This window comes from Sphaerisporangium sp. NPDC049002 (assembly GCF_040649355.1).
Lineage (GTDB): Bacteria > Actinomycetota > Actinomycetes > Streptosporangiales > Streptosporangiaceae > Sphaerisporangium.
Map to the genome: position 1 here is coordinate 1 of NZ_JBEZFH010000216.1, position 12,556 is coordinate 12,556.

10 protein-coding genes are annotated in these 12,556 nt (G+C 71.3%); 6 read left to right on the plus strand and 4 right to left on the minus strand.

Annotated features, from left to right (window positions below; genetic code table 11):
- Positions 1–52 precede the first annotated feature (52 nt).
- The 4 genes from araB to AB0B89_RS30120 all read left to right on the plus strand — a co-directional run bounded on the left by araB (position 53) and on the right by AB0B89_RS30120 (position 7,527).
- A complete protein-coding gene (gene araB, locus AB0B89_RS30105) occupies positions 53–1,660 on the plus strand; it encodes a ribulokinase (RefSeq protein ID WP_358559556.1) in 1,608 nt (535 codons plus the stop codon).
- On the plus strand, positions 1,657–2,319 hold the full coding sequence (locus AB0B89_RS30110; protein ID WP_358559558.1) for an L-ribulose-5-phosphate 4-epimerase: 663 nt from the start codon (positions 1,657–1,659) through the stop codon (positions 2,317–2,319). Before araB ends, AB0B89_RS30110 begins: the two co-directional genes overlap by 4 nt.
- Positions 2,316–3,797, plus strand: coding sequence for an L-arabinose isomerase (gene araA, locus AB0B89_RS30115; RefSeq protein WP_358559559.1), 1,482 nt, complete (start codon positions 2,316–2,318; stop codon positions 3,795–3,797). The genes AB0B89_RS30110 and araA overlap by 4 nt, the downstream gene beginning before the upstream one ends.
- A 214-nt stretch (positions 3,798–4,011) precedes the next feature.
- Positions 4,012–7,527: a S8 family serine peptidase gene (locus tag AB0B89_RS30120; RefSeq protein WP_358559561.1), complete on the plus strand. Its 3,516-nt coding sequence runs from the start codon at positions 4,012–4,014 to the stop codon at positions 7,525–7,527.
- A gap of 88 nt (positions 7,528–7,615) precedes the next feature.
- Here the strand turns inward: AB0B89_RS30120 and AB0B89_RS30125 are convergent, their stop codons facing one another.
- Together AB0B89_RS30125 and AB0B89_RS30130 are read right to left on the minus strand one after the other, a co-directional pair.
- Complete coding sequence (locus AB0B89_RS30125; protein WP_358559563.1) at positions 7,616–8,371, minus strand: SDR family NAD(P)-dependent oxidoreductase; 756 nt, start codon at positions 8,369–8,371, stop codon at positions 7,616–7,618.
- A 22-nt stretch (positions 8,372–8,393) separates the two neighbouring features.
- Positions 8,394–9,440 carry an NAD(P)-dependent oxidoreductase gene (locus tag AB0B89_RS30130; protein ID WP_358559565.1) on the minus strand — a complete coding sequence of 349 codons (1,047 nt, stop codon included), beginning with the start codon at positions 9,438–9,440 and terminating at the stop codon, positions 8,394–8,396.
- Between the two features lie 158 nt (positions 9,441–9,598).
- On the opposite strand from AB0B89_RS30130, the gene AB0B89_RS30135 reads away from it, so the two are divergent.
- Together AB0B89_RS30135 and AB0B89_RS30140 are read left to right on the plus strand one after the other, a co-directional pair.
- Entirely contained in the window at positions 9,599–10,132 is a 534-nt protein-coding gene (locus AB0B89_RS30135) for an SgcJ/EcaC family oxidoreductase (RefSeq protein WP_358559567.1), read from the plus strand.
- A gap of 79 nt (positions 10,133–10,211) precedes the next feature.
- The gene (locus AB0B89_RS30140; RefSeq protein WP_358559569.1) at positions 10,212–10,763 is read left to right on the plus strand and encodes an SgcJ/EcaC family oxidoreductase; all 552 of its coding nucleotides are present in this window, start codon (positions 10,212–10,214) and stop codon (positions 10,761–10,763) included.
- 3 nt (positions 10,764–10,766) lie between these two features.
- Here the strand turns inward: AB0B89_RS30140 and AB0B89_RS30145 are convergent, their stop codons facing one another.
- A complete protein-coding gene (locus AB0B89_RS30145; RefSeq protein ID WP_358559571.1) occupies positions 10,767–11,009 on the minus strand; it encodes a hypothetical protein in 243 nt (80 codons plus the stop codon).
- A 17-nt stretch (positions 11,010–11,026) separates the two neighbouring features.
- Positions 11,027–12,496: a hypothetical protein gene (locus AB0B89_RS30150; RefSeq protein WP_358559573.1), complete on the minus strand. Its 1,470-nt coding sequence runs from the start codon at positions 12,494–12,496 to the stop codon at positions 11,027–11,029.
- Positions 12,497–12,556 lie beyond the last annotated feature (60 nt).

Sequence of the window (12,556 nt, forward strand, 5' to 3'; positions counted from 1 at the left end):
GCGGTCGGCCGCGTAGTCATACCGGTAGACCGATGGTGGCTGCACGTACGAGGTGAAGTTCACCCACACCTCGTCGCCGCTCCAGCTGCCATCGAGCGCCGAGCTGGGCGGCGCCGTCCACGAGTACACCCACCGGGTCATGGAGGACACCCTGCCCGGCGGTGAGGCGCGCCTCGGCCCCGACTGGGCGTTGCAGTCGCCGCGGGACTGGGTCGACGTGCTCCGCACCGCCGTGCCCGAGGCCCTGGCCGCCGCCGGAGTGCCCGCCTGGCGGGTCGTCGGCATCGGCACCGACTTCACCGCGTGCACCGTGCTGCCCGCCACCGCCGACGGCACACCGCTGTGCGAGCTGCTGCCCGGCCGCCCGCACGCCTGGCCCAAGCTGTGGAAGCACCACGCCGCCCAGCCCCACGCCGACCGGATCAACGCCCTGGCCGCCGAACGCGGTGAGCCCTGGCTGCCGCGCTACGGCGGCAGGATCTCCTCCGAGTGGGAGTTCGCCAAGGGCCTGCAGGTCTTCGAGGAGGACATCGAGGTCTACCACCTGGCGGAGCGGTGGATCGAGGCGGCCGACTGGATCGTCTGGCAGCTCACCGGAGTGGAGACCCGCAACGTCTGCACCGCCGGATACAAGGGCATCCACCAGGACGGCGGCTACCCCTCCGAGGAGTTCCTGGCCGCGCTGGACCCGGGGTTCGCCGGGTTCACCGCCAAGCTCGGGCACGAGTTGTCCCCGCTCGGCGGCCTGGCCGGGCGGCTGACCGCCGGGGCGGCGGGGTGGACCGGCCTCCCCGAAGGCATCGCGGTGGCGGTCGGCAACGTCGACGCGCACGTCACCGCCGCCGCCGCCGACGCGGTGCGGCCGGGCCAGATGGTCGCCATCATGGGCACCTCCACCTGCCACGTCATGTCCTCCGACCGGCTGGCGGAGGTGCCGGGCATGTGCGGGGTGGTGCGCGACGGGATCGTCCCGGGCCTGTGGGGCTACGAGGCGGGCCAGTCGGGCGTGGGCGACATCTTCGCCTGGTTCGCCGAGACCTCGGTGCCCGCCTCCTACACCGAGCGGGCCGCCGGGCTCGGCCTGACCGTCCACGAGTACCTGACCTCGCTGGCCTCCGCGCAGAAGGTGGGCGCCCACGGCCTGGTCGCGCTCGACTGGCACAACGGCAACCGCTCGGTGCTGGTGGACCACAACCTCTCCGGCGTGATCGTCGGCCAGACGCTCGCCACCAGGCCGGAGGATGTCTACCGCGCGCTCATCGAGGCCACCGCGTTCGGCGCCCGCGTCATCGTGGAGACGTTCGAGACCTCGGGGGTGCCCGTGGAGGAGTTCGTCGTCGCGGGCGGGCTGCTCCGAAACCCCTTCCTCATGCAGCTCTACGCCGACGTGCTGCGCCGCCCGCTGTCGGTCATCGGCTCCGAGCAGGGGCCCGCACTCGGCTCGGCGATCCACGCCGCCGTCGCCGCCGGGGCCCACGACGACATCACGACGGCGGCCGCCGCGATGGGTAAGCGCACGACGGCCGCGTACGTGCCGGACCCCGAGCGGGCCGGCGCCTACGACCGGCTGTACGCCGAGTACCGCCTGCTGCACGACCACTTCGCCGACGGGGAGCTCCTGCACCGGCTCCGCGCGATCAGGGACGAGGCCAGGGCATGATGCTGGAAGAGCTGAGGGAGACGGTCTGCCGGCTGCACGCCGAGCTGGTGCGCTACGGCCTCGTCGCCTGGACCGCGGGCAACGTCTCCGGACGGGCGCCCGGCGGCGACCTGTTCGTCATCAAGCCGAGCGGGGTCTCCTACGACGACCTGACCCCCGAGGCGATGGTCGTGTGCGACCTCGACGGCACCCTCGTGGACGGCGGCTTCTCGCCCTCCAGCGACACCGCGGCGCACGCCTACGCCTACCGCCACCTGCCGGAGGTGAACGGCGTGGTGCACACCCACTCCACGTACGCCTCGGCGTGGGCCGCGCGCGGTGAGGCGATCCCCTGCGTGCTCACCGCGATGGCCGACGAGTTCGGCGGCGAGATCCCCGTCGGGCCGTTCGCCCTGATCGGCGGCGACGACATCGGCAAGGGCATCGTGAGCACGCTGGAGGGCCACCGCTCCCCTGCCGTGCTCATGCGGAACCACGGCGTCTTCACCATCGGCGACTCGCCGAAGGCCGCCGTCAAGGCCGCCGTGATGTGCGAGGACGTCGCGCGCACCGTGCACGTGGCGCGGCAGCTCGGCGAGCCGCTGCCGATCGCGCCCGCCGACGTCGACCGTTTGCACGACCGCTACCAGAACGTCTATGGACAGAGGAGTCACCTGTGAAGCTTTGGTTCCTGACCGGCAGCCAGGGCCTGTACGGCGAGGACACGTTGCGGCAGGTGGCCGGCCAGTCCCGGGAGATCGCCGGGGCCCTGGACCGGGCCCTGCCCTTCGAGGTGGTCTGGAAGCCGGTGCTCACCGACGCGGCGGCCATCCGCAAGGTGTGCCTGGCGGCCAACGCCGACGAGGACTGCGGCGGCCTGATCGCGTGGATGCACACCTTCTCACCGGCCAAGATGTGGATCGCCGGCCTGGACGCGCTGCGCAGGCCCCTGCTGCACCTGCACACCCAGGCCAACAGGGAACTGCCGTGGAGCTCCATCGACATGGACTTCATGAACCTCAACCAGGCCGCCCACGGCGACCGCGAGTTCGGCTACATCCAGTCGAGGCTCGGCGTGCCGCGCAAGACCGTGGCCGGGCACGTGAGCGACCCCGCGGTGGTGGCGCGCGTCGCCGCCTGGGCGCGGGCCGCGGCGGGACGGGCCGAGGTCGGCTCGCTCAAGCTGGCCAGGTTCGGCGACAACATGCGCGACGTGGCGGTCACCGAGGGCGACAAGGTCGAGGCGCAGCTGCGGTTCGGCGTCTCGGTGAACACCTACGGCGTCAACGACCTGGTCGACGCGGTCGCCGCGGCCTCCGACGCGGAGGTGACCACTCTGGTCAAGGAGTACGAGGACGGCTACCTCGTCGCCCCCGCGCTGCGGGCGGGCGGGGAGCGGCACGAGTCGCTGCGGTACGCGGCGCGCATCGAGCTGGGCCTGCGCCGCTTCCTCGCGGACGGAGGCTTCAAGGCGTTCACCACCAACTTCGAGGACCTCGGCGGGCTGCGGCAGCTTCCTGGGCTGGCCGTCCAGCGGCTGATGGCCGACGGCTACGGGTTCGGCGGCGAGGGCGACTGGAAGACCTCGGTGCTGCTGCGCACCCTGAAGGTCATGTCGGCGGGGCTCGAAGGCGGCACCTCCTTCATGGAGGACTACACCTACCACCTGACGCCGGGCGAGGAGGTCATCCTCGGCGCGCACATGCTGGAGGTCTGCCCGAGCATCGCCTCGGGCACGCCGTCGTGCGAGATCCACCCGCTGAGCATCGGCGGTCGCGAGGACCCCGTGCGGCTGGTGTTCGACGCCCGCCCCGGGCCCGCGATCGTGGTGGGCCTGGCCGACATGGGCGAACGGTTCCGGCTGGTGGCCAACGAGATCGACGTGGTCGGCCCCGCCGAGCCGCTGCCGCGCCTGCCGGTCGCCCGCGCCGTCTGGAAGCCCCGCCCCAGCCTGCGGGTCTCGGCCGAGTCCTGGCTGACGGCCGGGGCTCCGCACCACACCGTGCTGTCCGCCGCGGTCGGCGCCGAGGAGCTGACCGACCTCGCCGACATGCTCGGCGTCGAGCTGGTCCTCATCGACGCCGACACCACCTCCCGCCGGTTCTCCCAGGAGCTGCGCTGGAACCAGGCGTACTACCGCCTCGCCCAGGGGTTCTGACCGGCTTCCCCGCGCTGGCGGGGCCTTCCTCGTACGGCCCGGAGTAGATCTCCCTTTCGGGTTAATTTTTGTGACAAATCATTTTTTATGCGAGTCAAGTCCTTGAAAAGACGACAAGATCCATTCACGATTCTCCACGTGGGCTGTAAAGATCACCTATAGCCCACGTCACTTTCCCCGGCGGGACACCCCCGCCCGGCGTGAAGGAGATCGTGTGTCCATCGCCCCCCGACGCTGGCGAGCGGTCCTGGCCGGGACGCTCACGGCCCTCGCCCTCTTGCTCCCCCAGGGCGTGGCCCAGGCCGCACCCGACCCCGACAAGATCGACAAAACCGTCCTCGCGAAGCTCGCGGCGGACGACAAGGCCACCTTCTGGGTCCGCCTGAAGAGCGACGCCGACCTCAGCGCGGCCCGCCGGGCCAAGACCAAGACCGAGAAGGCCGAGCAGGTCTACCGCGCCAAGACCGAGCTGGCCGCCTCGTCGCAGGCGGGCCTCCGCGCGCTCCTCACCGCCCAGCGTGCCGAGTTCACCCCGTTCTGGATCGCCAACGCCGTCCAGGTGACCGGCGACGCCAAGCTCGCCTCCGAAATCGCGAAGCTGCCCGAGGTGGAGGGCATCGAACCCACCCACGTCACCAAGCTGCCCGAGCCGCTACCGGGCAAGGCCGTGGCGAAGATCCAGGGAACCGAGTGGAACATCGACCGCGTCAACGCCCCACGGGTGTGGAACGAGCTCGGCGTCCGCGGTGAGGGCATCGTCGTGGCGAGCATTGACAGCGGCGTGCAGTTCGACCACCCCGCGCTGGCCGCCCAGTATCGCGGCAGGAACCCCGACGGGACCCTCGATCACAACTACAACTGGTTCGACCCGGCGGGGGTGTGCCCGAGCGCCGCGCCGTGCGACAACAACGACCACGGCACCCACACCATGGGCACCATGGTGGGCGGCGACGGCGGCGCCAACACCATCGGGGTGGCTCCCGGCGCCAAGTGGATCGCCGCCAAGGGGTGCGAGACGAACAGTTGCACCGACGCCTCGCTGCTCGCCGCCGGTCAGTGGATGCTCGCCCCCACCGACCTGAACGGCCACAACCCGCGCCCCGACCTGGCGCCCGACATCGTCAACAACTCCTGGGGCGGGGCGGGCTTCGACCCCTGGTACAAGGAGATCGTCGAGGCGTGGGTCGCGGCGGGCATCTTCCCCGCCTTCGCCAACGGCAACGTCACGGGCGCGGGCTGCAACTCCAGCGGCTCGCCCGGCCAGTACATCTCCAGCTACAGCGCGGGCGCGTTCGACGTCAACAACGCCATCGCGAGCTTCTCCACCCGCGGCTCCGGCGAGAGCGGCGAGATCAAGCCCAACATCGCGGCGCCCGGCGTGGACGTCCGCTCGTCCATCCCCGGCGGGTACGACAGCTTCTCCGGCACCTCGATGGCCAGCCCGCACCTGGCGGCCACCGTGGCGCTGATGTGGTCGGCCTCCCCCGCCCTGCAGGGCGACATCGCCGGCACCAGGGCGCTGCTCGACCGCACCGCGATCGACGTCGACGACACCCGCTGCGGCGGCACCGCCGCGGACAACAACATCTGGGGCGAGGGCCGGCTCGACGCCTTCGCGGCGGTCCAGGCCGCTCCCACCGGGGCGCTCGGCGGGCTCACGGGCACGGTCACCGCCGGTGGCTCGCCGGTGGCCGGGGCGACCGTCACCGTCACCGGGCCGCTGAGCCGTACGATCACCACCGCCCAGGACGGGACGTACGCGCTGCCCCGCCTGCTGGAGGGTGACTACGAGCTCACCGCCGAGAAGTTCGGGTACGGCGACGCCACCGCGAGCGTCACCATCGTGGCCGACCAGACGGCCACCGAGGACGTGACGCTGACGCCACAGGCCTCGGGCACGGTGTCGGGAACGGTCACCGCCGGGGGCGCCCCCGAGGTGGGCGCCACGGTGACCGCGGTCGGCACCCCGGTCAGCGGGGTCACCGACGCCACGGGCCGGTACCGGCTCACCCTGCCGAACGGCTCCTACGATCTGAGGACCACCCCGCTGTCTCGATGCGCGGGCGGCCTCACCGTGCCGATCACGGTGAACGGCGACCTGACCAAGGACATCGCGCTGCCGCGCCGCGCCGACACCTTCGGGTACACCTGCACGGCGGCCTCCGAGACCTTCGTCGCGGGCACCGTCAAGCAGGCGCTCACCGGTGACGACGCGGCCCAGCAGATCACGCTGCCGTTCGCCTTCCCCTTCTACGGCAGCGCCTACACCGGCGGCTGGATCAGCAGTAACGGGTTCGTCAGCTTCGCCGCGAGCAGCACCACGGCGACCAACGGGTCCCTGCCCTCCACCACCGCGCCCAACGCGGCGCTCTACCCCTACTGGGACGACCTGGTGCTGGACGACCGGTCCGGCGTCTACACCGCCACCGTCGGCACCGCGCCGAAGCGGACGTTCGTCATCGAGTGGCGTGACGCCCGGTTCTACTCCGACGCCGGCCTGCGCGTCTCGTTCTCGGCGCTGCTCGGCGAGGACGGCTCGATCGGGTTCCGCTATCGCGGCATCACCAACGAGCGAGCCGCCGGGAACAGCGCCACGATCGGCATCGAGAGCGCGGGCGGCACCGACGCGCTGCAGTACTCCTTCAACAGCGCCGCGCTGGTCGAGGGCCAGAGCCTGACCTTCGCCGCGAGCCGGCACGGGTTGCTGAGGGGCACGGTCACCGACGCCAACGACGGCAGGCCGGTGCCGGGCGCGACGGTGAAGGTCGGCGACGTGGCCACCTACACCACCGGGGACGACGGCACGTTCCTCGGGCAGGTCCTCGTGGGCGACTACCGCGTCGAGGTCTCCAAGGCCGACTACGGGACCTTCAGCCAGGAGGTCACCATCACCGCCGGGGCCGTGACCCGGGTCGACACCGCCCTGGCCACCGGCCGCGTGACGGCCTCGGTCGGCGAGGTGACCCTGGTCATGCCCGCCGCGTCCACCAGGTCGGGCACGGTCGTGCTGTCCAACCTCGGCGCCGCCACGGCCTACACCGTCGTGACCGATCCCGCCCAGAGCTGGCTGGCCGTGACGCCCGCCGGCGGCGATCTCGCCCCGGGCAAGTCGGTGACGCTGAAGGTCACCGCCTCCAGCGCGGGCGTCCAGCCGGGCACCGTACGCTCCGGCAAGCTGCTGGTGCGCTCGTCGAGCGGCCGGAACCCGCAGATCGAGGTCCTCGTGACGGTCGTGGTGCCCAAGCACCAGGTGGCCATCGACGTGGGCGCCACCAAGGACCTCCTGGACGCCGCCGGCGACCGCTGGTCCGCCGACCGCAAGTACGTCGCCGGCGGCTCCGGCTACGTGGGCACCGGCACGAGCACGAGCACGGCGAGCAAGCCGATCGCGGGCACCACCGAGCAGGAGCTGTTCAAGCGCGCCCGCGAGAAGATGCTGGAGTACCGGTTCGACCAGGTGCCCAACGGCACCTACACCGTCGAGCTGGGCTTCGCCGAGACCCGCGCCATGCGTGAGGGCCGCCGGGTCTTCGACGTCATCATCGAGGGCCAGCTCGCGATCCCCGCGCTGGACCTGGCCCTGGAGGCCGGCACGTACACCGCCGTCAACCGGCAGTACACGGTGAAGGTCACCGACGGCCAGCTCAACGTGCGTTTCGCCGAGCGGGTCGGCGATCCCATCGTCAACGCCATCCGCATCTCCGAGCGTCCCGACAAGGCCACCCCCTAGTGGCCTGAGCCCCCGGCCGCCCGTCCCGCCTCCCCGTCGGGACGGGCGGTCCCGCATGTGACGGTCCCGCATGTGGCGACCTCGATCGCTACCACGGAACCGGGCCCGTGTCGCCGAAGCAGCCGCCGGTCGGGCCGTCGGCGCCGAGGGTGGCGAGCCGCACCGCGACCGCGGCCCCCTCGGCGGCGGTGCGGGTGAGGCCGGGGACGGCCTTGGTGAAACCGGTCGCGCACGGGCCCGGGTCCGCCGCGTTGACCAGGACACCGTGCTCGCGAAGCCCCTTGGCGTACTGCACGGTCACCGAGTTGAGCGCGGTCTTGGACGGGACGTACGCGAGCGAGGCGGGCCGGCGGGTGAAGTGACCGCCGGGGTCGGACATCAGCGTGAGCGAGCCGAGGCCGCTGGTGACGTTGACGACGCGTCCCGCCGACGAACGCAGCAGCAGAGGGATCATCGCGGTGGTCACGCTGATGACGCCGAAGACGTTGGTCTCGAACACCTCCCTGACGACGTCCAGCTCGGCGCTGCCGGGATCCTGCCCGGGGAGGTCGCCCAGGATCCCGGCATTGTTGACCAGGACGTCGAGCACGCCGAAGTGGTCGCCGACGTACCGCGCGGCCGCCGTGACCGACGCGCGGTCGGTGACGTCGAGCTGGATCGCCCGCACGTCGGCGGCGGCGGACCGGAGGGCGGCCGCCGCCTCCTCGCCGCGACGCGCGTCCCTGGCGGCGAGCAGCACGGTCATGCCCCGCTCCGCGAGCTGCGCGACGATCTCGCGCCCGATCCCCTGGTTTCCGCCGGTGACCAGCGCCGTCACCGGCCCGGTGGTGGTGTCCCCGGTCATGACCGGGTACCGCTCTTCGCGTTCATGCCCGGCCCGGCGCTCCCTGTGTCACGCCCGGGTCGGGGCGGCGTTCCGCGCGGATCACCTCCACGACGGCGGCGATGTCGGCCTCGCGCCAGCCGCGCTCGCCCGCCTCCTCGTAGCGTCGCTCGACCAGGCGCGCGATGGGCAGCGTGAGCCCGTTCGACTCCGCCACCTCGTTGAGCAGCCGTACGTCCTTGGCGCCGAGCCGCGTGGGGAACCACCCCTTGTGGCCACCGGCGATGATGTCGTCGACCCGGTTGACGATGGCGGGGGGCATGGTGGGCCACTGGTAGAGGACCTCGCGCAGTAGCTTCATGTCCAGCGCGGCGGCCTCGGCCGCGGCCACGACCTCGGCGACGGCGGCGACTCCGGACATCAGCAGGAAGTTGTTGAGCAGCTTGAAGGCCGACGCGCTCCCGGGGTCCTCACCGCAGTACCAGTGGACGGAGAAGACCCGCGACCAGATCGGCTCCAGCCGGTCGGCGAGGCGCCGGTCGCCGCCCACCAGGCTGGAGGCCAGGTTCGCGAACACGGTCTTCGGCGCTCCGATGATGGGCGCGGCCAGGAACCGCTGCCCGGGGACCATGTCCCGGAGCCTGCGGGAGGTCTCCGGGGAGACGGTGCTCAAGTCGACCACGAGCGGCCCCTCGGCATCGGAGCCGAGCCCGGTCAGCCGCTCCATGACGTCGAGGACGGCGCGGTCGTCGGTCAGCGACATCAGCACCGCCTCCGACCCGCGCGCGGCCTCCGCCGGCGAGGACGCCTCGACCGCTCCGGCACCGACCACCTCGGCGGTCCTGCCGGGCGTACGGTTCCAGACCGCGACGTCATACCCCTGTGTGAGCAGCCGGCCGGCCACCGCGCGGCCCATGTGACCCATCCCAAGTACAGCTATGTGCATAGGTCTTCCCCCCTTGCCGCCATTGTCGCGGGTGCCCCACCCTCGGCGGCGGAGGCTCGCTGGAGATGATCTCGCCGGGGATACGGCGCGCCGTATCCTCCCGAGCCGTAGTGCAAATCCATCCTGATGTGCTAAATCGGACACTTAGGGGAATACCGGTAGAGGACTCACAGGACGACGCCCGTTAAGGAAGGTGAACCGCTTATAGGTTTGCGCACGGTGAACTTCGAACGGGGGCATGGATGGACATTCATCGATGCAAGGGGAGAAGTATCCGCCTGGCGATCATCGGCGGCCTCGGGATGGCGCTGACCGGCGCCGCGACGCCGCCGGACGTCACGACGCCGACCGTGGGCGCGGCGGCACCGGCCGTTTCACAGGTGCCGCGGAAAGACCATGCCGACACCGACCTCACCGCCCTGCGCCGTATCTGGGAGCAGCAGGCGGACGCCTGGGCCCGGGGGGACGCCGGCGCCTATGCGAGGATTTACACCACCGATGCCGACCTCATCAACATCAGGGGCGAGCATCTCCATAGCCGCGACTCCATCGCCACGAAAATCCAGTACTACTTTAATAATCAGCTCAAGAACACCCATATCCTCCGAATGGAGGAAGAGGTGCGTTTCTTGTCCCCCACGACGGCGCTCATCCTCCGGAAGGACTGCGTGCTGTACGGCGCCGAGACGGCCTGCCGCCCGGACACGCGATCGATCAACACCAGCCTCGCCGTCAAGCACGCGGGCCGATGGATGGTCACGTCCTTCCACAACACCCTCATGCGGCAGCAGAGCGCGCCGCTCCCATCGTTCAGGAACTTCTTCTCCGGGCGCTGACCGGCGACCCGCCACCCGGCCCGGTTAACAGGGGAAACGCTTCCACGTTTGTTCGTGATCATCTTCGAACGGGGCAGAGATGGGCATTCATCGATACGCGAGGAGAACGATCCACCTGGCTCTCGCGGGTGGGCTCGGCATGGCGCTGACCGCCGCCGCCACACCGACCCAGGCCGTGACGCCGGTGAGCCGCGCGCTCTCGGCGCAAGCCGGCTCCGAGGTCTCGGGGACGGGTCCCTACGACACCGAACTCGCCGCCCTGGCGCGGCTCTGGCAGCGGCAGGCCGACGCCTGGGCCCACGGGAACGGGATGGCCTACGCCGCGACGTACACCACCGACGCCGACTTCGTGAACGTCACGGGCGACCACCTGCGCACGCGGAACGAGATAGGAACCAAGTTCCAGCGTTACCTCGGCAACCAGCTCAAGAACTCCCGCATCCACACCCTCGAAGAGAAGATCCACCTGCTGTCCCCCTCGACGGCCTTCATCATCCGCAAGGGGTGCGTGTTCTTCGGTTCGGAGAGGACCTGCCACCCGAACACCCTCTCGTGGAACACCAGCATCGCCGTCAAGCAATCGGGCCAGTGGCTGATCAGGTCCTTCCACAACACCCTCGTCCGGCACTGAGCGTCAGCGGCGGGCCCGGTCGGCGTAGACGCCCAGGCGCGTCGCCGCCTCGTCCAGATCGGTAGAGGCCCGCAGGCAGGCGGCGATGTGGGCGTTCACGGTGTCCCTGAGCCACTGCGGCGCGGCGCCCTCGGCGTCCAGCCGGGCCCCGATGTCGCGCAGACGCTCGGCGCAGTCGGCGAGCACGAGGGCGTCGGACCGCAGCACCCCGGCATGGAGGGCGATCGCTTCGGGAACGGCGGGCATCCGGGAGGCTCCTTTGGTCAGGTGACGCGCACCGGGACGGCGGCGCCCCGCAGCGTCTGGTGGGCGAGGGTGGACAGGCACAGCAACGGGCGGGCGCCGTCGAGGCCCAGTGCCCGCAGGTGCCGGACCATGGGGTGATCGGCCGGCCCGGTGACCAGGCGGACCCGTGGGGCGGGATGCGCCCGCCCCCGGCCCCTGGTCTCGACGCACGACCGCAGCGTGGCGCCGTCGTGGCGCGAATAGCCGACCAGGTCCGGGGCTCCGGCCGGGATTCCCGGGCCGAGCCGTCCCCCGAAGGTCAGGATCCGGCCGTCCGGACCGCTCGCCGCGACGCGCAGGGACCTCGCGGTCAGCTCGAAGTCGAGGCGGGCGAGGGACGGCTCGTACCCCCAGACCTCCGGAGACACCGAGGACACGGCCTCGGTGTCGACCAGGGAGCCGGCCAGCCAGATTCCGGAGCGCCGGTGACGCGCGCTCCTGACCAGATCTGGCCATACCCTCGGCGACGGGGGACGCCACGGATCGTGCACGACGATCCCGAGGGCGACCTCGCGGTAGGCCCCCAGGCTGGTGCGCCGGTTCGACGACGCGTGGACGGCGACGAGGGCACGTCCCGCGACCTGGACGGCGGGCCCGAGCCCCGTCCCCTCCAGCAGGGCCGCCGCCGCGCGCGCGTCCACCGCGAAGTACGCCGTGAGGGCGGCCCCGTCCTCGCACCGGACGGGCAGTTCGAGCGCTCCGCCCGGCGTGGCGGCCCGGTAGGTGGGCACGGTGAGGAACGGGAAGCCCTCGGGGTGGGGCACGTGGTCGAACAGCAGGTAGGCCCGCGAGCGGGTGACCGGCCCCCGGTACGGCGTGAGGGCGTCGTCGATGCGGTCGCGGGCCTCGGGCAGGTCGTTCGCGATGTTGGCGGTGTAGTGCTCGATGCTGTGGCAGATCGGGAACAGGTGGGTCGCGTCGGAGTAGTCGACCACGTACCAGCCGGGGTGCAGGTCGAAGCAGCCGCCCGCGCCCTGTCCGTCGAGGGTGGGGATGATGTCGTGCTGGTTGGTGACGCTGGCGACCCAGGTGCGCGGGTCGGCGGGCCGCTTGAAGTCGACCGGTGATCCGATGGCGACGGCGTGGGTGACGGCGTAACGGGCGCAGAACGCCGGGTCCTGCGCCAGGTTCATGATCGCCGCCCCGCCGGCGCTGTGCCCGATCAGGGCGACCTCGGCCCCCTGCGGGATGCCGGCGTCGTCGATGGCCTTGACCAGCGCGCGGCTGTAGGGCCCGCTGTCGAGCACGGCGCTGCTGAAGGCGCCGAGCAGATCCTGCGGGGAGTCGTTGTCGGGCCGTCCGGGTCTCATGCCGGGCACCTGGACGACGTGGCGCTCCACGCCGTCAGGGCCCGTCACGGTCTGGATGAGCACGCGCCCGGTCGTGCCGACGACGCCGATGTTGCGGAGGAAGCCGAGCAGCGACCCGTGTGAGCGTATATCCCACACCCACTAACCTACCGATACCGGATCAAAGAGGACGACATATCCATCTTGCGAGAAGATTTC